The organism is Reyranella sp., assembly GCF_030651995.1.
Taxonomy (GTDB): Bacteria; Pseudomonadota; Alphaproteobacteria; order Reyranellales; family Reyranellaceae; genus Reyranella.
This window is the reverse complement of sequence record NZ_JAUSBN010000055.1, coordinates 127552-148983: the sequence shown is the minus strand read 5'-3', so window position 1 is coordinate 148983 and position 21432 is coordinate 127552. Positions and strand designations below refer to the sequence as shown.

Genomic DNA, 21432 nt, shown 5'->3' with positions numbered 1-21432 from the left:
GGTGAGGTTATCGGGCCCGTTCATAACCTGTTGTTTTAGCTGCTTTCATTTCGAGTCAGACTCTGAGGAGACCGCATGGAAATCAACATCCCCGAAGTCGTCGCCGAGGTGACGGCGGCGTTCAATCGCTACGAGGCGGCGCTGAACAGCAACGATGTCGAGGTGCTGGACGAGCTCTTCTGGAAGAGTCCGCACACGCTGCGCTACGGCGTCGGCGAGCAGCTCTACGGTTACGACCAGATCGCCGCTTTCCGCTCGGGCCGCAACCCGCAGTTCGTGCCGAACCGCGACCTGCTGAAGCTCTGGATCGTCACCTACGGTCGCGACTTCGGCACGGCCAACTGCGAGTTCCAGCGGCACGGCGCAAGCAAACCCGGCCGGCAGAGCCATACCTGGATGCGCACGCCCGACGGCTGGCGCATCGTCGCCGCCCATGTCTCGCTGGTGGGCGAAGCGACGCCGATGAAGAGCTAGCAGACCGTTGAAAACGTCGGAGTCATGGCGAATAAGCGAAACAAACGAAATAAACGAAACAAATAAAACGAATATCGCCCCCCCCCCCCGGAATCCTGGGTCGTGGTGACCGTTGATGTAACAATGTTGCTTGCCGGCGCTTCTGAAAGGCCTGATTCAACAGCCCGCTAGGTTCTTTCTCCCCGTTGCCGGCGTAAGCTGAACGGCATGGACAAGCTTCTTCTCACCCACGCCCCTCTCGCGCGGCGGCAGTACTACGGGACCCGCGCCCTCACACGGCTACAGGAGCTGGTCGAGGTCGTGCTGCACGAGGGCGAGGCGCCGCTCGATCCGCAGGGCGTGATCGGGATGGCGCGTGGCGTCGATTTCATCGTGGCCGATCGGGCGACCGCGATCCCGGCCCTGGTCTTCGAGAGCCTTCCGGGGCTTCGCGCGGTGATGCGCAGCGCCATCGACATCCGCAACATCGACGTCGCGGCGGCCACGAAGGCCGGCGTTCTCGTGACACAGGCGGAGGCCGGCTTCGTCCCGTCGGTGGTCGAACTCACGCTGGGTTTGCTGGTCGACCTGTCGCGAGGCATCACGCGGGCGGCGACGGCCTACCATGAGGGCGTGAAGCCCGAGATCAGGGTCGGCCGGCAGCTCGGTGGTTCGACGGCCGGCATCATCGGCTACGGCCGCATCTCACGCGCGCTGGCGCCGGTGCTGGCCCAGCTCGGCATGACCGTGCTGGTGTCCGATCCCTATGCCCAGGTCGACGATCCGCGCTTCGTGAAGCTGCCGATGGGGGACCTGCTGGCCAGGGCCGATTATGTGATCTGCCTCGCCATCGCCAACGAAGAGACCGAGAACCTGCTCGATGCGGCTGCCTTCGCGCACATGAAGCCGGACGCCTTCTTCATCAACATGTCGCGCGGCAACCTCGTCGACGAGGCGGCGCTGGCGAAGGTTCTGACCGAGGGTCGCATTGCCGGCGCGGCGATGGATGTCGGCCGGGCACCCGACCAGATGCCATCGCCCGAGCTGGCGCGCCTGCCCAACGTCATCGCCACGCCGCATATCGGCGGCCTGACGCCGCCCGCCAGCGAAAGCCAGGCGATGGACACGGTCCGCCAGGTCGAGGCGCTGGTGAGGGGCGAGGTGCCGCCCGGCGCAGTCAATCTTCCAGGCTGGACCCGCCGGGGTTGAAAAGCCTCCTAGGCGGGCGCATGTGCACCGTATGCGCACGCCGAAGGATCTGATCGCCGTCCATGTCCCGAGCGAGGATCTGGGCGACTATAACCTCACCCAGACCGGATGGTATGCGATGGATGACGGCGGTCATGTCATCCTCGGGCCGTTCGAGAGTCTGGCGCAGTGCGACCGGGCGATGCGCGACCGGCTGCAGCAACAGAAGTCGTGAGCCGGCGCGGATAAATCGTCCCGGCCTAGTTGCCGGGCCCGCGCTCCATCGAGAAGGGCTGCCAGCGCTGCAGCTTGGACTTCTCCAGCACCATCGGATTGACGCAGGCGCGCGGCCACCTGCCGCCCAGCACCAGCGCGAGCTCGGCGCCAACGCGGCGCTTACGCGCGGGATCGAAGCGGCTCGAGGCCGAGGCGACGTGGGCCGTCAGGATGACGTTGTCCATCGCGAGCAGCGGATTGTTGTGGCCGACCGGCTCGGTCTCGAGCACGTCGAGGCCGGCGCCGGCGATCCAGCCTTCCTGCAGCGCCTTGATCATGGCCGGTTCGTCCACGGTGGAACCACGGCCGGTGTTCACGAACAGCGCCGTCTTCTTCATCTGGCGGAAATGCTTCTCCTTCATCAGGTGATGCGCATCCTTGGTGCCGGGCGCATGCATGCTCACGATGTCCGAGCGCTGCAGCAGCTCGTCATAGCCGACCGGCTGGACGCCGTAGTCGGACATGACCAGCTCCTCGATATAGGGATCGTAGGCCAGCATCTGGAAGCCGAATGGCGCAGCGCGCTTGGCGACGGCGCGGGCGACATGGCCGAACGAGATGAAGCCCAGTGTCATGCCCATCAGGCGCGGGAACTGGTAGAGGTGCGGCCGGCCCTTGGCCCATTCGCCCTTGCGCACCATCTGGTCCTGCACCACCAGGCGCCGCCAGCTCGCGAGGATCAGCGTCATGGCATGATCGGCCACCTCCTCGATGAAGGTGTCGGGCACGTTGGTGACCGGGATGCCGAGCTGGGTGGCTGTGTCCACGTCCACCGAATCCACGCCGACGCTGCCCAGCGACACGACCTTCAGCTTCTTGGCCGCCTCGATGACCTTGGCGGTGATCCGGGGGCGGCCCTTGCCGTAGATGGCGTCGGCATCGGCGACCGCCTTGATGAGCTCGGCCTCGTCGCCAGAAACTTCGACGATTTCCGCGCCGATGGGCCCAAGCGTCTCCATTTCCAGCGAATGATCGGTCTTTCCCGGTCCCGTCGTCACGATCTTGAAACGCGCCACGTGTTGTCTCCTCCGTCGATTTGGCGGCACTCTATCGCAATCCCGCCGCCGTCCAACCTCGGTGAATGAACATGCCTGCGTCCAAGAATGTCCTGTTGATCGTCGTCGACCAGTGGCGTGGGCTGATGCTGCCCAAGCTCGGCGCGGACTATCTGAAGCTGCCCAACCTCGACCGGCTGTGCGCCGAGGGCGTGACGTTCCGCAATCACTTCACGCAAGGAGTGCCCTGCGGCCCGGCGCGCGCCAGCCTGCTGACCGGCCAGTACATGATGAACCATCGCGCGGTGCAGAACACGATTCCGCTGGCCTCGCGCTTCACCAACCTCGCGCACGAGCTGCGGCGCGGCGGCTACGATCCCGCGCTCGTAGGTTACACGACCACGACGCCCGATCCGCGCCACACCGCCCCCAACGATCCGCGCTTCTTCGTGCTGGGCGACATCATGGAAGGCTTCCATTCGGTCGGCGCTTTCGAAAACCGCGACGCCTATTTCGGCTGGGTCGCCAGCCAGGGCTTCGACCTGCCGAAGACCCGAGAGGACATCTGGCTGCCGCAGGGAGAGGCGGGGGCCGGCGCGACCGGACGGCCGGCGGTCATTCCCAAGGAACTGTCGGACACGGCCTGGTTCACCGAGCGCGGACTCGACTATCTGCGCGGCCGCGGCGGCAAGCCGTGGTTCCTGCATCTCGGCTACTACAGGCCGCATCCGCCGTTCATCGCGCCGGAGCCCTACAACTCCATGTATCGCCCCGAGGACATGCCGAAGCCGGTTCGCGCGGCGTCGCCCGTCGAGGAGGGCCGGCAGAATGCGCTGCTCGACTACTATGTGCGCAACATCAAGCAGGCGAGCTTCTTCCAGGACGGACAGGCGCTCGGTTCGGACATGACGGAGGCCGAGGTGGCGCAGATGCGCGCCACCTATTGCGGCCTGATGAGCGAGATCGACGATCACCTGGGCCGCGTGTTCGACTATCTGAAGGAGACGGGGCAGTGGGACGACACGCTGATCGTCTTCACCTGCGATCATGGCGAGCAGGGCGGCGACCATCACCTGCTGGGCAAGATCGGCTACTTCGACGAATCCTATCGCATACCGATGGTCATCCGCGATCCGCGGGCCGAGGCAAACGGTACCCGTGGCACGATCGTCGATCGCTTCACCGAGACCATCGACACCATGCCGACGATCCTCGATTGGATGGGGCTGCCGGTGCCGCGCCAGTGCGACGGGCGGTCGCTGACTCCCTTCTGCGAAGGCACGGTGCCGGCCGACTGGCGCACCGAGGTGCACTACGAATTCGACTTCCGCGACCTCCATTACAGCAAGCCTGAATCGGCGCTGGGTGTGCCGATGGACAAGTGCTCGCTCGCCGTCGTGCAGGACGAGAACTTCAAGTACGTGCACTTCGCGGCCCTGCCGCCGCTCCTGTTCGACCTCCGGAAGGACCCCGGCCAGTTCGTCAACTGTGCCGCCGATCCGGCCTATGCCGGGACGGTCGCCGACTATGCCCGTAAGATGCTCGACTGGCGGCTGGGCTATGCGGAGCGCACCCTGACCGGCTATCGCGCCACGCCGCAGGGGCTGGAGGTGCGCGCGGCCTGAACCGGCGCTAAGCTCGGCGGTATGAACGAGGAAACGTACCGCCGGCCCGCAGCGGGACATCATCCGCCCAGCCTCTCACCGGCCTACAAGTCCACGGTCAGCCGTTCGCCGTCGAAGCCGGCGATCGTGCTGCCGCACACCCTGTCGGAAATCACCGGGCCGCTGCTGAAGGAGGAGCGGCTCGACGCGGGCGAGAACGATCTCACGCGCCGGCGCATGGGCGAGCCGCTCGGCGAACGCATCATCGTGCACGGTCGCGTCCTCGACGAGGAAGGCAGGCCAGTCCCCGGGGCGCTGGTCGAGATCTGGCAGTGCAATGCGGCCGGCCGCTACCATCATCCCGGCGACCAGCACGATGCGCCGCTCGATCCGAATTTCTACGGCGGCGGCCGCGCCCGCGCCGATGCCGACGGCACTTACAGGTTCATCACCATCAAGCCCGGCGCCTATCCGTGGGGCAACCACCACAATGCCTGGCGGCCGGCGCACATCCATTTCTCGCTGTTCGGGCCCGCCTTCGCCACGCGCCTGATCACGCAGATGTATTTCCAGAACGATCCGCTGCTCGCCTTCGACCCGATCTACAACTCGGTGCCGGAAGGCGCCCGGGAGCGGCTGCAGGCGGCCTTCGACATGGACGCGACGCAGCCGGGCTGGGCGTTGGGATATCGCTTCGACATCGTGCTGCGCGGCCGCCACGCCACGCCGATGGAGACCCCATGAGCCGCGCGTTGACGCCGTCGCAGACGATCGGCCCGTTCTATTTCGGCACCGTCACCAACGCCTATCGCCAGGACCTGGCGGCGCCCGGCGTCGCGGGCGAGAAGATCGAGATCGCGCTCACCTTGTACGACGCCGCGGGCGCGACCGTGCCCGACGGCCTGCTCGAGATCTGGCAGGCCAACAGCCACGGGCGCTACAACCATCCCGAGGATCGTCGCAACCTGCCGCTCGATGCCGGGTTCGAAGGCTTCGGCCGGGCGTCGACCGACCTTGCGGGATGCGCGCGCTTCGCCACGGTGAAGCCTGGCCGCGTGCCGTGGCCGGCAGGTGGCCTGCAGGCGGCGCACATCAACATCTCCGTGTTCGCGCGCGGCGTCCTCAATCGTCTTGCGACGCGTCTCTATTTCGACGGCGATCCGGCGCTGGCCGAGGATCCGGTGCTTGCGCTGGTCGATCCCTCGCGCCGCGCCACGCTGATCGCGACGCGCGACGAGGCCGGCGTCTGGCGGCTGCCCCTGTACCTGGGTGGGCCGAACGAAACCGTCTTCTTCGATTGCTGAACCCATGACGGTTCGTCTGGTCTCTGCCTTGGGGTCTTCGGCGTCGACCGCCGACTGCTTCTCCGATACCGCCACCTTGCGCCACATGCTGCGCTTCGAGGCGGCGCTTGCCGAGGCGACCGCGGCGGCCGGCCTGATCCCGAAACGCGCCGCGTCGGTCATCGTCATGGCCTGCGATCCCGCCCTCTATGATCCCGCACCGCTCGCCGCCGCGGCACGTCGGACGGCGACGCTCACCGTGCCGGTCGTGAAGGCGCTGACCGAACAGGTTGCCAGGCGCGACCCGAAGGCCGCCGATTATGTCCATTGGGGGGCCACCAGCCAGGACGTGATCGACACGGCCATGGTGCTGCAGCTCGGCGAGGCGCTGCCGCCGCTCCTGAAGGCGCTCGACGGCATCGTCTCGGCCTTCGCGCGTCTGGCGAAGAAACACCGCACGACGCCGATGCTCGGCCGGACGCTGCTCCAGCCGGCCACGCCGCTGGCGCTCGGGCAGAAAGTCGCCGGCTGGGCCACCGACATCGACCGCGCGAAGCGGCGGCTCGTGGAGAGTTTCGGGGAGACGCAGGTCGTGCAGTTCGGCGGCGCCTCGGGAAGCCTGACGGCGCTGGGGCCCGAAGCCGAAGAGGTGATGACGGTGCTGGCAAAGCAGCTGAAGCTCGCGATGCCGCCGGGACCGTGGTTCACGCAACGTGTCCGCGTCGCCGCCTTCGCGCAGGACTGCGCGCTGGTCGTCGGGGCGCTCGCCAAGGCGTCGCGCGACATCGCCCTGATGATGCAGGCCGAAGTTGGGGAGGCTGCCGAGCCGTCCGGCCCCGGCCGTGGCAGCTCTTCGACAATGCCGCACAAGCGGAACCCGGTCAGCGCCGCGCTCATTCTATCGGCGGCGGCGCGGGCGCCGATGCTGGCTGCGACGATCGTGGCGGCGATGCCCCAGGAGCACGAGCGCGCGCTGGGAGGCTGGCAGGCCGAATGGCCGACGCTCGCCGCGCTGGTCGAATGCCTGGGATCGGCTGTCGAGGCGATGGCGGAAGTCGCCTCCGGACTCGTCATCGAGCCCGACGCGCTGCAGGCCAATATGGATGCCGCCGAAGCCGCCGTCCTCGCCGAGCGTGCAACCTTCCTGCTGGCCCGAAAGATCGGCAAGCACGAGGCTCACGCGCTGGTCGAGAAGGCGCTGGCCAAGGGCGGGTCCTTCGTCGAGGCGCTCGGCCGGCTCGAAACGGAACTGGCCGACGAAGCGGCGCTGCTCGGCTACTCGCCGAAGTTCGTCGATCGCCTGCTGGCAGACCTCAAACGTAGGTGACCTTCAGGATCTCGATCTCTTCCTCGCCGCCGGGCGTGTTCATGCGCACGGCATCGCCTTCATGGGCCCGCATCACGGCGCGCGCGATGGGCGAGATCCAGCTCACATGGCCGCGGCCTGGATCGACCTCGTCGACGCCGACGATCTTGACCGTGCGCTCCTCGTCCCTGGAATTGACGTAGGTGACAGTGGCGCCGAAGAACACCTGGTCGGTCTTCGGGCGCTTGGCCGGATCGACGACCTCGGAGCGTTCCAGCCGCTTGCTGAGGAAGCGGATGCGGCGGTCGATCTCGCGCAGGCGCTTCTTGCCGTAGAGATAGTCGCCGTTCTCCGAGCGGTCGCCGTTTGCGGCCGCCCACGACACGACCTGCACGACCTCGGGGCGCTCCTTGCGCATGAGCGTCATCAGCTCCCCGCGCATGCGCTCGAAGCCCTGCGGGGTCATGTAGTTCTTGGCGCCGGCCGGCAGTCCGCCGACATCGTCGGGCAGGTCGTCCTCGTCGCCGTCGTCGCTTTCCTTGGTGAAGGCCTTGCTCATTTCGATCCTTAATCTATCAAGTCGGGGCCGATGACCACCAGTCTCTCCCCCCGCATGCAGCGCGCCTCCGGCGAAAGCCGGGTCACCTTCGACCTGCGGGAAGGCAAGACACGCCTGGGCGATCTCTATCAACGCGACCCCTGCCGGGTTTTGTTCCCGAAATCCGAGCCGGGCGAACCGCCGCAGGCCGTGATGATCACCACATCGGGCGGCGTGACCGGCGGCGATGCCCTCAGGATGTCGGTCGAAATCGGCCCTGGGGCCACAGCGGTGGCGACCACGCAGGCGGCCGAGAAGATCTATCGGGCCTCGCGCGGAAGCGTTCCCTGCACGATCGACGTCGACGTACGGGTCGCCGAGGGCGCGACGCTCGACTGGCTACCCCAGGAGACCATCGTGTTCGAGGGCGCCCGGCTGAAGCGGCGGACGGTGGCCGAAGTGGTCGAGGGCGGCTCGCTGCTGGCCTGCGAGATGGTGGTCCTCGGTCGTGGCGCCTCGGGCGAACGCTTCACCTCGGGCCTGCTGCTCGATGCCTGGTCGGTGCGCCGCCCCGGTCGTCTCGTCTGGACCGACACGTTGCGGGTCGAGGGCGAGACGCCGGATGGTGCCGGTTTCGGCACGGCTAATGCGCTGGCGACCGTGATCGGCGTGTGGGATGCGCCGCTGCCGCATTTCGAGAAGTCTCGCGCCCTGCTCGAGGCTGCAGACGGAGTGCGTGCCGGTGTCACGGTCGTGAACGGCATCCTGGTCGCGCGCCTGCTGGGCGAAGCGACGGCGGTCCGTCACGCGACCATCCGGTTTCTCACCGAGTTTCGTGGCCGCCGCCTGCCGCGCGTTTGGCATGTTTGATGCAAACTCGCTCGCGCTATAGTCGGGGCCAACCGGCCGGGGGAAATGAATGAATTTGACGCCGCGCGAAAAGGACAAGCTGCTCGTGGCCATGGCCGCCATCGTGGCGCGCCGTCGCCTGGAGCGCGGCGTGAAGCTCAACTATCCCGAGGCGGTGGCGCTGATCACCGATTTCGTCGTCGAAGGCGCACGTGACGGCCGCTCGGTCGCCGACCTGATGCGCGACGGCGCGCATGTGATCTCGCGGGCCCAGGTCATGGAGGGCGTGGCCGACATGCTGGAAGAGATCCAGGTGGAGGCAACCTTTCCCGACGGCACCAAGCTCGTCACCGTCCACGCACCCATTCGCTGAGGAGAGACGCCATGATCCCGGGTGAAATCTTCCCCAGCGACGGCGAGATCGAACTCAACAAGGGCCGCAACCCGATCACCGTCGAGGTCGCAAACACCGGCGACCGGCCCATCCAGGTCGGCAGCCACTATCATTTCTTCGAGACCAACGAAGCGCTCAAGTTCGACCGCAAGCGGACCAGGGGCATGCGGCTCGACATTGCCGCGGGCACCGCCGTGCGCTTCGAGCCGGGCCAGTCGCGCACCGTGCGTCTCACCCCCTATATGGGTGGCCGCGAAAGCCACGGTTTCCAGGGCAAGGTTCACGGCAAGCTGGGACCTGTCGCCAAGGTCGGGCCGTCCAACGAAGGCCCGACCCGCATCTCGCGCTCGGCCTATGTCCACATGTTCGGTCCGACCGTCGGCGACAAGGTCCGACTGGCCGACACCGACCTCTTCATCGAGGTCGAGAAGGACCACACGATCTACGGCGAGGAAGTGAAGTTCGGCGGCGGCAAGGTGATCCGCGACGGCATGGGCCAGAGCCAGCGGACGCGCGCGCAGGGCGCCGTCGACACGGTCATCACCAATGCCCTGATCGTCGATCACTGGGGCATCGTGAAGGCCGATATCGGCCTCAAGGGCGGGGTGATCGTCGCGATCGGCAAGGCCGGCAATCCCGACGTCCAGCCCGGTGTCGACATCATCATCGGACCCGGCACCGAGGCGATCGCGGCCGAGGGCAAGATCATCACTGCGGGCGGCATCGACTGCCACATCCATTTCATCTGTCCGCAGCAGATCGACGATGCGCTCTACAGCGGCGTCACGACCATGCTGGGGGGCGGTACCGGCCCGGCGCACGGCACGCTCGCCACGACGGTCACGCCCGGCCCCTGGCACATGGGCCGCATGCTGCAGGCCGCCGAGGGCCTGCCGATGAATCTCGGCTTCTTCGGCAAGGGCAATACCAGCAAGCCGGCCGGCCTCAAGGAACAGATCGAGGGCGGCGCCTGCGGCCTCAAGCTGCACGAGGACTGGGGCACCACCCCGGCCGCCATCGACAACTGCCTCAGCGTCGCCGACCGCTACGACGTCCAGGTGGCGATCCATACCGACACACTGAACGAATCGGGCTTCGTCGAGACGACGCGCGCCGCCTTCAAGGGCCGCACCATCGCGACCTTCCATACGGAAGGCGCGGGCGGCGGCCATGCGCCCGACATCATCCGGTTGGCCGGCGAGAAGAACGTGCTGCCCAGCTCGACCAATCCGACCATGCCCTACACGGTGAACACCGTGGACGAGCATCTCGACATGCTGATGGTCTGCCATCATCTCGACGCTGCCATCCCCGAAGACGTGGCCTTTGCCGAGAGCCGCATCCGCAAGGAGACCATCGCCGCGGAGGACATCCTCCACGACATCGGCGCCTTCTCCATGATGTCGTCCGACAGCCAGGCGATGGGCCGGGTCGGCGAGGTCGTGATCCGCACCTGGCAGACCGCCGACAAGATGAAGAAGCAGCGCGGTCGCCTGAAGGAAGAGAAGGGCGACAACGACAATTTCCGCGTCAAGCGCTACGTCGCCAAGTACACGATCAACCCCGCCATCACCCACGGTATCGCCAAACATGTCGGCTCGGTCGAGGTCGGCAAGCGTGCCGATCTCGTGATGTGGTCGCCGGCCTTCTTCGGCGCCAAGCCCGACATGGTGTTGATCGGCGGTTCGATCATCGCCGCCCCGATGGGCGATCCCAACGCCTCGATCCCGACGCCGCAGCCCGTCCACTACCGGCCGATGTTCGGCGCCTTCGGCCGCAGCCTGGTGATGAGCCCCGTGCTTTTCGTCTCCCAGGCTTCCATCACCAAGGGCGTCGCCAAGAAGTGGGGGCTGAGCCGGCCGCTGCTTCCCGTGAAGGGCACGCGCAAGATCGGCAAGAAGAACATGATCCACAATTCGACCTGCCCGAAGATCGACGTCGATCCCGAGACCTACGAGGTGCGGGCCGACGGCGAGCTGCTGACCTGCGAACCCGCCACGTCGCTGCCGATGGCGCAAAGGTATTTTCTGTTCTAGGCACAGCGCATGCGATTCCAAGATTGTCATCCCGAGCGCAGCGAGGGACCCTTCCTGTTGTTTCAAAGGTCCCTCGCTGCGCTCGGGATGACAATGGGTGCGAGATGCGCGAGAGGATGCCCATGAAGCGCGCCACCGAGGTCGTGCGCGCCGGTCGCTGGCCGGCGTTCGAGCGCATCGACACCGTCACCCTGCTGTTCGACGACCGCTACCGTCGGCGCCTGCGCATGCTGGGGGACGGCGGACTTGATTTCCTGCTCGACCTGCTCGAACCCGTGGTGCTGCACACCGGCGACGGTCTCAAACTGGAGGAGGGGGGCTTCGTCGAGGTGAAGGCCGCCGACGAGGATCTCGTCGAGGTGCGCGGCCGCGATGCCGCGTCCTTCGCGCGCCTCGCCTGGCATCTCGGCAATCGCCACCTGCCCACCCAGATCGACAGCGATCGTATCCTGATCCGCGACGATCACGTCATCGTCGACATGCTGAAGGGGCTCGGTGCCGAGGTGCGCAAGGTCCGCGCGCCCTTTGACCCCGAGGGTGGCGCCTACGGCCAGCACAATCACGACACCGGGCATCGCCACGGTGAACTGCATGCGGAGCGTCATGGCTAGCGACCCGCTGTACCGCTTGCTTGCCTGGCTGTCGCCGGCCTATCCGATCGGCGCCTTCAGCTACAGCCACGGCGTCGAGACCGCGGTGGAAGAGGGCCTGATCAAGGATCGCGTCTCGCTGGTGGCCTGGCTCGACAGCATCCTGCGACGAGGCACGGGCGCGGTCGATGGGGCGTTGTTCGCGGCCGGCTGGCGGGCCGCCCACCAGGCCGACTGGTCCTCGTTCGACGCCATCGCCGAACGCGCCGCGGCCTGGCGCGGCACCTCGGAGATGGCGCTGGAATCGCGCCAGCAGGGCGGTTCGTTTCTGTCGATCACGCGCACGGCCTGGCCCCACGCCGCGTTCGACGAGGTGCATCGGCGGCTCGACGGCGAACTGGCCCTGCCGGTCGCCGTGGCACTCGCCGCCGCGGTCCACGGCATTGCGCTCGAACAGGCGCTGGCGGGTTATCTCCACGCCTTCACGGCCAACCTGATCTCCGCGGCCTTGCGCGCCGTGCCGCTCGGCCAGACCGACGGCCAACTCGCCCTGGCCGCGCTCGAAGCTTCGGTCAACGATGCGACCCGGGCCGCCATCGCGGTCGAATCCCTGGACGAGGTCGGGACGGCGACGCCGCTGCTCGACTGGTGTTCGCTCCGTCACGAAACACAATACACACGGCTGTTCCGCTCATGACCGCCCTGATGGCTATTCTCCTGACGATCGGTGTCGGCGCCATCGCCGTGATCCATGTGATGTGGGGCCTGGGCAGCCACTGGCCGGAAGCCAGCGAGGAAGCCCTCGCGCGGAGCGTCGTCGGAGACGGGCGCCGCCGCATGCCGCCTTCCTGGCAGTGCTTCCTCGTAGCGCTGGTCCTTGCCGTGATGGCGCTGTGGCCCTGGTACGTGCTGGGCCGTATCGCCGAACCGGCCGTGCTGGCCGGCACCTACATGATTGCCGGCATCTTCGTGGCACGTGGAATCGCGGGGTTCAGTCATCGGTGGAAGGCGCATTTCACGACTGAACCGTTTGCTACCCGCAACCGGCGGTACTATTCGCCTTACTGCCTGTTGCTCGGCGTGGGATACATTGCCCTGGTGGCTGGAGAAATGGACAAATGAGTCTTCGTGGTCCGCTGAGAGTGGGGGTCGGCGGCCCCGTCGGATCCGGCAAGACGGCGCTCGTCGAACGCCTGTGCAAGCGCATGCGCGACACCTACGACATCGCGGTGGTCACCAACGACATCTACACCAAGGAAGACGCCGAGTTCCTCACGCGCGCCGGCGCACTGGCGCCCGAGCGCATCGTGGGCGTCGAGACCGGCGGCTGCCCGCACACGGCGATCCGCGAGGATGCCTCGATCAACCTGGCGGCCGTCTCCGACATCGTCCGCAAGTGGCCGGATCTGGAGGTCATCTTCGTCGAATCCGGCGGTGACAACCTCGCCGCCACCTTCTCGCCCGAGCTGGCCGATCTCACGATCTACGTGATCGACGTCTCGGCCGGCGAGAAGATCCCGCGCAAGGGCGGGCCCGGCATCACCCGTTCCGACCTGCTGGTGATCAACAAGATCGACCTCGCACCGCTGGTCGGGGCCAGTCTCGAAGTGATGGACCGGGACGCGCGCAGGATGCGCGGCCAGCGGCCTTTCATATTCTCCAATCTCAAGGAGAATAAGGGCCTGGAAGACATCGCGGCCTTCATCGTGCGGCAGGGCGGCCTGCCGTCGCGGCTGAACTAGAGTAGAGGAGCATTTAATGACGATTCGAACGATCCGCCTGGCGGTTTTGCTCGTTATGGTGGCAAGCCCCGTGCTGGCCCACTCAGGACACGAGACGTCGGGCTTCGCCCACCCGTTTACCGGGGTCGATCATCTGCTGGCGATGATCGGTGTCGGTGTCTGGGCCTCGCTGCTGTCGGTGAAGCGCCCGGCCGCCGCCTATCTGGTGCCGGCTTCCTTCATCGCGATGATGCTTGTCGGGGCAGCTGCCGGATTCGCGGGCATTAAACTGCCTCTCGCGGAGGCGGCAATCGTCGCGTCAGTCCTCGTGCTGGGCGCGCTCATCATAGGTGCAGTGCGGCTTCCGTCAGCGGCCGCCATGGCCGTGGTTGGGCTTTTTGCGGTGTTTCACGGCTACGCCCACGCTCTCGAGGCACCCACGAACGGGACGGGCCTCTACATTCTGGGGTTCGTTGCCGCGACGGCTTTGCTGCACGCCGCCGGCCTGGGACTCGGCTGGGTTGCGCGCCGCGCCGTAGGCGACCTGGGATTGCGCGCCCTGGGGGGCGCGGTTATGGCCGGGGGTGCCCTCGTCCTGATCGCCAACTAATCCTTTCCCGAAGGGCATCGGTTGGTTTGGCACGATTCTCGCTTCCCTTGATTTCTGGCGGGGAGAAACCGTCGAAGATCAAGGAGAGCGGGATGAAATTCGGAACACTCATGCGGACGGGCCTCGTCGCCGCCGGCCTGGTGGCCAGCGCGGCGACCAGCGCGTTCGCGCAGGCGGGGGATACGATCAAGGTCGGCATCCTTCATTCATTGTCGGGCACGATGGCAATCAGCGAGACGACCCTGAAGGACGTCGTGCTGATGATGGTCGAAGAGCAGAACAAGAAGGGCGGCCTGCTGGGCAAGAAGCTGGAGCCCGTGGTGGTCGATCCGGCGTCGAACTGGCCGCTGTTCGCCGAGAAGGCGCGCGAGCTGCTGCAGAAGGAAAAGGTCGCCGTGGTGTTCGGCTGCTGGACGTCGGTCAGCCGCAAGTCGGTGCTGCCGGTGTTCGAGGAGCTGAACGGCATCCTGTTCTACCCGGTCCAGTACGAGGGCCAGGAGAGCCAGCGTAACGTGTTCTACACCGGCGCCGCCCCGAACCAGCAGGCGATCCCGGCGGTCGACTACCTGATGAGCAAGGATGGCGGCGACGTGAAGCGCTGGGTCCTGGCCGGCACCGACTACGTCTATCCGCGCACGACCAACAAGATCCTCGAAGCGTACCTCCTGCAGAAGGGCGTTCCGAAGGAAGACATCATGATCAACTACACGCCGTTCGGTCATTCCGACTGGCAGTCGATCGTGGCCGACATCAAGAAGTTTGGCTCGGCCGGCAAGAAGACCGCCGTCGTCTCGACGATCAACGGCGACGCCAACGTCCCGTTCTACAAGGAGCTCGGCAACCAGGGCATCAAGGCCAAGGACATTCCGGTCGTGGCCTTCTCGGTCGGTGAGGAAGAGCTTGCCGGCATCGACACCAAGCCGCTGGTCGGCCATCTCGCGGCCTGGAACTACTTCCAGTCGGTGAAGGATCCCGCCAACGCGGAGTTCATCAAGACCTGGCAGGCCTTCACCAAGAACCCGAAGCGCGTGACCAACGATCCGATGGAAGCTTCGGTGATCGGCTTCAGGATGTGGGTCGAAGCGGTCAAGAAGGTCGGTACGACCGACCCCGACAAGGTGATCGACGCGCTCATCGGCATCAAGGTCCCGAACCTGACGGGTGGGATCTCGGAGATGCTGCCGAACCATCACATCACCAAGCCGGTGCTGATCGGCGAGATCGAGGGCAATGGCCAGTTCGACGTGGTGTGGAAGACCCCCGGCCTCGTCCCGGGTGCCGCGTGGTCGCCGATCCTCGACGACTCCAAGAACCTGAAGGCCGATTGGACGAAGCCCGTGAACTGCGGAAACTTCGACACCGTTGCCAACAAGTGCATCGGCAAGGCGGCCAAGTAGCCGACGCGCAGGACTTATCGGACGGGGCGACTTCAGGGTCGCCCCGTTTCCATCTCCCGGGCCAAGTCACAGCACATGCAATTCATTCGACCGTTCTCGGTCCTGCTCTCGGTGCTGGCGTCGCTGGCACTGGCCGGAGCGGCCCACGCTGCCGACCTCGCCACCCTTGTCGGCAATCTCGCCTCCGGCGGCTTGAGCGAGCGCGAGGCGGCGATCACCGCGCTGGCTGCGTCGGGCGACGAGCGCGCCGCGCCGATCCTCGAAGCCCTGGGGGCCGGGCAGCTCTATACCCGCACGTCCGACAAGCTCGTGGTCATCGGCAAGACCGATGGCAACAGGCTGGCGCTGACCGAAGCGGTGTCCGGCAAGCCGGCCGGCAATGCCGTCGAAGCCGATCTCGAAAGGGTGCGGGTCAACAATCGTCTGCGCGGCACGATCGAAGCTGCGGTCGGTTCGCTCACGCTGATGAGCCCCAATGCCAGGACCCGGCTCAGCGCCGCCGACGCGCTCTTCAAGCGCCGCGATGCGACGGCCCTTGCAGCCCTCGACCAGGCGCTTGCCGCCGAAAAGGACCCGCGCATCAAGCGCGCCATGAGCGAGGCGCGTGCCGCCATCGTCCTCGCGACCGCCGATTCTCCCCCGGCACAGAAGCTCGCCGCGATCGCCCTGGTTCGTGAGCGCGGTGACCGCGATTCGCTCGGCATCCTCAAGACCGTCGCCGCCGCCTCTGATGGCGAGGTCAAGACGGCTGCCACGGCCGGCGCCGACTCGATCGAGCAGACGCTGGCCGCCTGGCAGATGGTGCAGAACGTCTGGTACGGCATTTCGCTCGGCTCCGTGCTGCTGCTGGCCGCCATCGGGCTCGCCATCACCTTCGGCACCATGGGCGTCATCAACATGGCGCATGGCGAGATGGTCATGCTGGGCGCCTACACTACCTTCGTCGTCCAGGAAGTCATCCGCACGTCGGCGCCGCACCTGTTCGACGTTTCGCTTGTGATCGCCCTGCCGCTCGCCTTCCTCGTCTCGGGCGCGATCGGCATCCTGATCGAACGCACAATCATCCGCTTTCTCTACGGCCGTCCGCTGGACACGCTGCTCGCGACCTGGGGATTGTCGCTCGTGCTGCAGCAGGCGGTACGCTCGATCTTCGGCTCGTCCAACCGCGAGGTCGGGGCGCCGTCGTGGATGTCCGGTACCTTCCAGCTCGGCCAGCTCAACATCACCTATGGCCGGCTCTGGATCGTGGTGTTCGCGCTGGTCGTCTTCGTCGCGCTGATCCTGCTCCTGCGCAAGACGCCGCTCGGCCTCTACATGCGCGCCGTCACGCAGAATCGCCCGATGGCCTCGGCCGTCGGCATCCGCACGCCGCGTGTCGATGCGCTGACCTTCGGCCTGGGCTCGGGCATCGCCGGGCTGGCCGGCGTGGCGCTCAGCCAGATCGACAATGTCAGCCCCAACCTCGGCCAGGGCTACATCATCGACTCCTTCATGGTGGTGGTGTTCGGCGGCGTCGGAAACCTGTTCGGCACGCTGATCGGTGCGCTCACGCTCGGCGTGGTGAACAAGTTCCTGGAACCCTATGCCGGTGCCGTGCTGGGCAAGATCCTGGTTCTGGTTTTCATCATCATGTTCATCCAGCGACGCCCCCGCGGCCTGTTCGCGCTGAAGGGGCGGTCCGTCGAATGATCACGCGCTTTCTCTGGCAGGGCATGGACCGCAACCTGCGCCTCTGCGTCCTGCTGATTCTGGCCGTCGGCATCGCCCTGCCGCTGGCCAACCTGATCCTGGCCGCGACGAACCCGGCACACGTGCCGTCGTGGGTGCTGCAACTCTTCGGCAAGTATCTCTGCTATGCGCTGCTCGCGCTGGCGGTCGATCTGGTGTGGGGTTTTTGCGGCATCCTCTCGCTGGGTCACGGTGCCTTCTTCGCGCTGGGCGGCTACTGCATGGGCATGTATCTCATGCGCCAGATCGGCACCCGCGGCGTCTACGGCAACCCGATCCTGCCCGACTTCATGGTGTTCCTGAACTACAAGGAACTCCCCTGGTTCTGGCACGGCTTCGACCATTTCTGGTTCGCGGCCATCATGGTCGTGCTGGTGCCCAGCGTGCTGGCCTTCGCACTCGGTTGGTTCGCCTTCCGCAGCCGCGTGACCGGCGTCTATCTGTCGATCATCACCCAGGCGATGACCTTCGCCCTGATGCTGGCCTTCTTCCGCAACGACATGGGCCTGGGCGGCAACAATGGCCTGACCGACTTCAAGGACATCCTCGGCTATTCGGTCCAGGCCAGCGAGACCCGTGCCGCGCTGTTCTTCGCCTCGGCCGTCGCGCTCGCCCTCGGCCTCATCATCTCGGCCGCGGTCGTCAGTTCGCGCTTCGGCAAGGCGCTCACGGCGGTGCGCGACGCGGAGAGCCGGATGCGCTTCCTCGGTTATCGGGTCGAGGGCTTCAAGCTCTTCGTCTTCGTCCTGTCGGCCGCGATGGCGGGCGTCGCGGGCGCCCTTTACGTGCCGCAGGTCGGCATCATCAATCCCGGCGAGTTCGCGCCGGGCAACTCCATCGAGGCCGTTCTGTGGGTGGCCGTCGGCGGCCGCGGCACGCTGGTCGGCCCGATCATCGGCGCCGTCCTGGTGAACTTCGGCAAGACCTGGCTGACCGGCGCCCTGCCGGAGGTCTGGCTGTTCGCGCTGGGCGCGCTCTTCATCGTCGTCACGCTGCTGCTGCCCAAGGGCATCGTGGGCCTGTGGGGCCAGATGAAGAACCGGTCGCAGGCCCGCAAGGCGAGGGCGCCGGCATGAATGCCCCGACCATGAGAAGCACGTCCGCGCTTCTCTACCTGAGCGGGGTCACCGTCTCGTTCGACGGCTTCAGGGCCCTGAACAACCTGTCGCTGCTGATCGAGCCCGGCGAGATGCGCGCGATCATCGGCCCCAACGGCGCCGGCAAGACCACCATGATGGACGTCGTCACCGGCAAGACGCGGCCCGACACCGGCGAAGTGGTGTTCGACGGCCAGGCCGATCTCACCAAGCTCGACGAGGCCAGCATCGCCACGCTCGGCATCGGCCGGAAATTCCAGAAGCCTACCGTGTTCGAGAGCCACACGGTGCGCGACAATCTCCTGCTGGCGCTGGCCGGCCTGCGCAGCTGGTACAAGCTGCTGCTCGCCACGCCGACCCGGGAGGAGGACCAGCGTCTCGACGAGATCCTGTCGATCATCCGCATGGAAGCGCAGCAGCACATGCTGGCCGCGCGTCTCAGCCACGGCCAGAAGCAGTGGCTGGAGATCGGCATGCTGCTGGCCCAGGATCCCAAGCTGCTGCTGGTCGACGAGCCGGTGGCGGGCATGACCGACGTCGAGACGGAGACGACCGCGCAGGTGCTGCGGGAGATCAACAAGACGCACTCGGTCGTGGTGGTCGAACATGACATGAGCTTCGTCCGCGCGCTCGGCGTCAAGGTGACGGTGCTGCACGAGGGCTCGATGCTGGCCGAAGGGACCCTCGACCAGGTGAGCGCCGATCCGCGCGTCGTCGAAGTGTATCTCGGGCGATGACGATGCTTTCAGTCCAGAACGTCAATCTCTACTACGGCGCCGCCCAGGCGCTGCGCGGCGTGTCGCTGTCGGCCACGATCGGCCGCGTGACCTGCCTGCTGGGCCGCAACGGCGTCGGCAAGACCAGCCTGCTGCGCGCCATCTCCGGCATGCAGTCGATCGCCTCCGGGACCATCCAGGTCGACGGCCAGGAAGTCTCGAAGCTGCCGCCCTACGAGCGCGCGCGGCGCGGCGTGGCGCTGGTCCCGCAGGGCCGCGAGATCTTCCCGCTGCTGACGGTGAAAGAGAATCTCGAGACCGGCTTTGCGCCGGTCAGCCGCGAGCACAAGAAGGTGCCGGACGAGGTGTTCGAGCTCTTCCCGGTGCTGCAGTCGATGCTGAAGCGCCGCGGCGGCGATCTCTCGGGCGGCCAGCAGCAGCAGCTCGCGATTGGCCGGGCGCTCACCATGCGACCCAAGCTCCTGCTGCTCGACGAGCCGACCGAAGGCATCCAGCCGTCGGTCATCAAGGACATCGGCCGCGCCATCGTCTACCTGCGCCAGCGGGGCGACATGGCGATCGTGCTGGTCGAACAGTATCTCGACTTCGCCCACGAACTCGCCGACGACTTCGCCGTCATGGACCGCGGCGAAGTCGTGCTCTCGGGTACGCGCGAAACCTTCGACGTCGAGGCCGTGCGCAAGCACATGACGGTGTAGGGAAAAACTCGTCGTCTCGACCGAAGCCCCGAAGGGGCGAAGTGGAGAGATCTTCTCTCCACCAAATGCCGGAAAATCGTTGAGAGAAGGTCTCTCCACTCCGCCTCGCTGTGCTCGGCTTCGGTCGAGACGACGGGGTTACTCTTGTGGAGATCAGCGCGCCGTCTGCGCGCCTCGCACCAGCCGGCCCGGGCGTTCACCCGTCAGCTCGTCGTTCTGCAGTGTCTCGACGCCGGCGTTGAACGTGTGGCGGTAGCCCGAGGCGCGCTGGATCAGGCGGCGGCCGCCGGTCGGCAGGTCGTAGGTCACCTCGGGGCGCTTCAGGGTGAGGGCATCGAAGTCGATCACGTTGATATCGGCCTTGTGGCCGGGCGCCAGCAGGCCACGGTCCATCAGCCCGTAGGCCTCGGCCGTGCCGCGCGTCTGCTTGGCGATCAGGAATTCGAGATCTAGCTTCGGTCCGCGCGTGCGGTCGCGGCCCCACAGGGTCAGCAGCGACGTCGGCGAGGAGGCGTCGCAGATCACGCCGACATGGGCGCCGCCATCGGCGATCCCCAACACCGACGCGGGGTCGGTGATCATCTCGTGCACCACGTCGAGGCTGCCATAGGCGTAGTTCTCGAACGGCAGCATCAGCAGGCCCTTGCCGCCGCGCGACATCATTTCCTCGAGCGCCACCGCCTGCGGCGTGCGGCCGGTGCGCGCCGCGATCGCTGCGATCGAGTCCTTGCCGTCGGGCTCGTAGTCGGGCCGCTCGTCGATCGGGAACATCCGGTCGAACGCCTGGGCCATGAAGGCGCGCGGGTTGGGCTCCTGCTGCGTCTCGGTGAGCGCCTTGCGCAGGTCGGCGTCGGCGACGAGGCGCTGGTAGCGTTCCTCGGGCGACAGCTTGCGCATGTCGAGCCAGGCGCGGTGGCCCGCGAACGGATGCGCCGTCGTCTCGAGACCCATGATGACGCCGATCGGCCGGGAGCCCACCTGCGCGTTGGCCACGCGGCCGCTGCGGCGCACGGCATTGATCTGGTCGAGCGTCTCGCGCCACAGCTTCGGCTGCGCATCGACCTGGACCAGCAGGCAGGAGAGCGGACGGCCCGCCAGCCTGGCCGCTGCGTCGAGTGCCTCGAATTCACCGGGGCCGAAGTCCGAATTGACCTGCAGCACGCCGCGGCCGGCGCGCTTCATGCCCTGGGCGATGCCCAGCAGCTCGGCCTCGCGGGCGCTGAGCGAGGGCGTGAACCGTCCGTCGCGCGCCTTGTGCTTGGTCGTGCGCGAGGTCGTGAAGCCCATGGCGCCGGCATGCAGCGCCTCTTCGGTAAGGCGGGCCATCTCCTCGATCTCGCGTTCGGTCGGCACCTCGGCATGGTCGGCGCCGCGATCGCCCATCACATAGAAGCGCAGCGCGCCGTGAGGGAGCTGTGCGGCCACGTCGACCGCGCGGTCCATCGAGGCCAGCGCGTCGAGATAGTCGGGGAAGGACTCCCAGTTGAACTTCACGCCCTCGCTGAGGACGGTGCCGGGAATGTCCTCGACGCCTTCCATCAGGTTGATCAGGTAGCCGGAAGCGCCGGGCCGCACCGGCGCGAAGCCGACGCCACAATTGCCAAACACCGTCGTGGTGACGCCGTGCCACGAGGAGGGCGTGACGAACGGATCCCAGGTCGCCTGACCGTCATAGTGCGTGTGGATGTCGACGAAGCCCGGGGCCACGATGAGCCCTTCGGCATCGAACTCGCGTTTGCCGGCGCCCAGCTTGGGACCAACGGCGGCGATCCGGCCGCCTTGCACTGCAACATCGGCGACGCGGCGCGGGGCGCCGGAGCCATCGATCACGGTTCCGTTTCGGATGACGAGGTCAAACATGGCAGGAAGGATAGGCCCTGAGGGCCGGCCCGGTCTATGTTCGATCCTCGAACAGCCACCTCGTCCGGGGGA

23 protein-coding genes are annotated in these 21432 nt (G+C 66.7%); 20 read left to right on the top strand and 3 right to left on the bottom strand.

The features are described from left to right. Positions 1-75: 75 nt before the first annotated feature. The 3 genes from hpxZ (at position 76) to Q7V45_RS17510 (ending at position 1876) form a co-directional block, all read left to right on the top strand. Positions 76-474: an oxalurate catabolism protein HpxZ gene (gene hpxZ, locus Q7V45_RS17520; protein WP_304854336.1), complete on the top strand. Its 399-nt coding sequence runs from the start codon at positions 76-78 to the stop codon at positions 472-474. Positions 475-681: 207 nt separating this feature from the next. Further along, positions 682-1662: an NAD(P)-dependent oxidoreductase gene (locus tag Q7V45_RS17515; RefSeq protein WP_304854334.1), complete on the top strand. Its 981-nt coding sequence runs from the start codon at positions 682-684 to the stop codon at positions 1660-1662. 31 nt (positions 1663-1693) lie between these two features. Then, positions 1694-1876 carry a hypothetical protein gene (locus tag Q7V45_RS17510; protein WP_304854333.1) on the top strand — a complete coding sequence of 61 codons (183 nt, stop codon included), beginning with the start codon at positions 1694-1696 and terminating at the stop codon, positions 1874-1876. A 25-nt stretch (positions 1877-1901) separates the two neighbouring features. Here the strand turns inward: Q7V45_RS17510 and Q7V45_RS17505 are convergent, their stop codons facing one another. Beyond that, positions 1902-2933, bottom strand: a complete 1032-nt coding sequence (locus tag Q7V45_RS17505; RefSeq protein ID WP_304854331.1) for a C-terminal binding protein — start codon at positions 2931-2933, stop codon at positions 1902-1904. A 71-nt stretch (positions 2934-3004) separates the two neighbouring features. Here Q7V45_RS17505 and pehA point away from each other — a divergent pair, with 71 nt between their 5' ends. The 4 genes from pehA to pcaB are packed head-to-tail and all read left to right on the top strand — an operon-like array spanning position 3005 to position 7126. Beyond that, positions 3005-4537, top strand: a complete 1533-nt coding sequence (gene pehA / locus Q7V45_RS17500) for a phosphoric/sulfuric ester hydrolase PehA (protein WP_304854329.1) — start codon at positions 3005-3007, stop codon at positions 4535-4537. A gap of 21 nt (positions 4538-4558) precedes the next feature. Then, positions 4559-5260 (top strand): protocatechuate 3,4-dioxygenase subunit beta, encoded by a 702-nt coding sequence (gene pcaH, locus Q7V45_RS17495; RefSeq protein ID WP_304854328.1) that lies wholly within the window; start codon positions 4559-4561, stop codon positions 5258-5260. Continuing rightward, positions 5257-5820, top strand: a complete 564-nt coding sequence (pcaG, locus tag Q7V45_RS17490; RefSeq protein ID WP_304854326.1) for a protocatechuate 3,4-dioxygenase subunit alpha — start codon at positions 5257-5259, stop codon at positions 5818-5820. The genes pcaH and pcaG overlap by 4 nt, the downstream gene beginning before the upstream one ends. Positions 5821-5824: 4 nt before the next feature. Beyond that, positions 5825-7126 (top strand): 3-carboxy-cis,cis-muconate cycloisomerase, encoded by a 1302-nt coding sequence (gene pcaB, locus Q7V45_RS17485; protein ID WP_304854324.1) that lies wholly within the window; start codon positions 5825-5827, stop codon positions 7124-7126. On the opposite strand, the gene greB is transcribed toward pcaB, so the two are convergent. Next, the gene (gene greB / locus Q7V45_RS17480; protein WP_304854323.1) at positions 7113-7664 is read right to left on the bottom strand and encodes a transcription elongation factor GreB; all 552 of its coding nucleotides are present in this window, start codon (positions 7662-7664) and stop codon (positions 7113-7115) included. The two genes, pcaB and greB, sit on opposite strands and share 14 nt — an antisense overlap. Positions 7665-7694: 30 nt before the next feature. Between greB and Q7V45_RS17475 the strand changes: the two genes are divergently transcribed. From Q7V45_RS17475 to urtE, 13 genes are all read left to right on the top strand, one after another. Beyond that, positions 7695-8513 carry an urease accessory protein UreD gene (locus tag Q7V45_RS17475; RefSeq protein WP_304854320.1) on the top strand — a complete coding sequence of 273 codons (819 nt, stop codon included), beginning with the start codon at positions 7695-7697 and terminating at the stop codon, positions 8511-8513. A gap of 49 nt (positions 8514-8562) precedes the next feature. Beyond that, positions 8563-8865 (top strand): urease subunit gamma, encoded by a 303-nt coding sequence (locus tag Q7V45_RS17470; protein ID WP_304854318.1) that lies wholly within the window; start codon positions 8563-8565, stop codon positions 8863-8865. A gap of 11 nt (positions 8866-8876) precedes the next feature. Next, on the top strand, positions 8877-10922 hold the full coding sequence (gene ureC, locus Q7V45_RS17465) for an urease subunit alpha (protein WP_304854316.1): 2046 nt from the start codon (positions 8877-8879) through the stop codon (positions 10920-10922). A 122-nt stretch (positions 10923-11044) separates the two neighbouring features. Further along, entirely contained in the window at positions 11045-11533 is a 489-nt protein-coding gene (locus Q7V45_RS17460; RefSeq protein ID WP_304854315.1) for an urease accessory protein UreE, read from the top strand. Further along, on the top strand, positions 11526-12209 hold the full coding sequence (locus tag Q7V45_RS17455; protein WP_304854314.1) for an urease accessory protein UreF: 684 nt from the start codon (positions 11526-11528) through the stop codon (positions 12207-12209). The genes Q7V45_RS17460 and Q7V45_RS17455 overlap by 8 nt, the downstream gene beginning before the upstream one ends. 8 nt (positions 12210-12217) lie before the next feature. Beyond that, positions 12218-12634 carry a DUF3995 domain-containing protein gene (locus Q7V45_RS17450; protein WP_304854313.1) on the top strand — a complete coding sequence of 139 codons (417 nt, stop codon included), beginning with the start codon at positions 12218-12220 and terminating at the stop codon, positions 12632-12634. Beyond that, entirely contained in the window at positions 12631-13254 is a 624-nt protein-coding gene (gene ureG / locus Q7V45_RS17445; protein ID WP_304854311.1) for an urease accessory protein UreG, read from the top strand. Before Q7V45_RS17450 ends, ureG begins: the two co-directional genes overlap by 4 nt. Before the next feature lie 16 nt (positions 13255-13270). Beyond that, the gene (locus Q7V45_RS17440; RefSeq protein ID WP_304854309.1) at positions 13271-13843 is read left to right on the top strand and encodes a HupE/UreJ family protein; all 573 of its coding nucleotides are present in this window, start codon (positions 13271-13273) and stop codon (positions 13841-13843) included. 92 nt (positions 13844-13935) lie between these two features. Beyond that, positions 13936-15240 carry an urea ABC transporter substrate-binding protein gene (urtA, locus tag Q7V45_RS17435; protein ID WP_304854307.1) on the top strand — a complete coding sequence of 435 codons (1305 nt, stop codon included), beginning with the start codon at positions 13936-13938 and terminating at the stop codon, positions 15238-15240. A 75-nt stretch (positions 15241-15315) separates the two neighbouring features. Then, positions 15316-16929 carry an urea ABC transporter permease subunit UrtB gene (urtB, locus tag Q7V45_RS17430; RefSeq protein WP_304854305.1) on the top strand — a complete coding sequence of 538 codons (1614 nt, stop codon included), beginning with the start codon at positions 15316-15318 and terminating at the stop codon, positions 16927-16929. Further along, on the top strand, positions 16926-18044 hold the full coding sequence (urtC, locus tag Q7V45_RS17425) for an urea ABC transporter permease subunit UrtC (RefSeq protein ID WP_304854303.1): 1119 nt from the start codon (positions 16926-16928) through the stop codon (positions 18042-18044). The genes urtB and urtC overlap by 4 nt, the downstream gene beginning before the upstream one ends. Beyond that, positions 18041-18802: an urea ABC transporter ATP-binding protein UrtD gene (urtD, locus tag Q7V45_RS17420; RefSeq protein WP_370692620.1), complete on the top strand. Its 762-nt coding sequence runs from the start codon at positions 18041-18043 to the stop codon at positions 18800-18802. The genes urtC and urtD overlap by 4 nt, the downstream gene beginning before the upstream one ends. A 2-nt stretch (positions 18803-18804) precedes the next feature. Then, positions 18805-19500: an urea ABC transporter ATP-binding subunit UrtE gene (urtE, locus tag Q7V45_RS17415; protein WP_304854299.1), complete on the top strand. Its 696-nt coding sequence runs from the start codon at positions 18805-18807 to the stop codon at positions 19498-19500. Between the two features lie 153 nt (positions 19501-19653). Here urtE and Q7V45_RS17410 read toward each other — a convergent pair whose 3' ends face one another. After that, a complete protein-coding gene (locus Q7V45_RS17410) occupies positions 19654-21330 on the bottom strand; it encodes an amidohydrolase family protein (RefSeq protein ID WP_370692619.1) in 1677 nt (558 codons plus the stop codon). Positions 21331-21432: the final 102 nt, after the last annotated feature.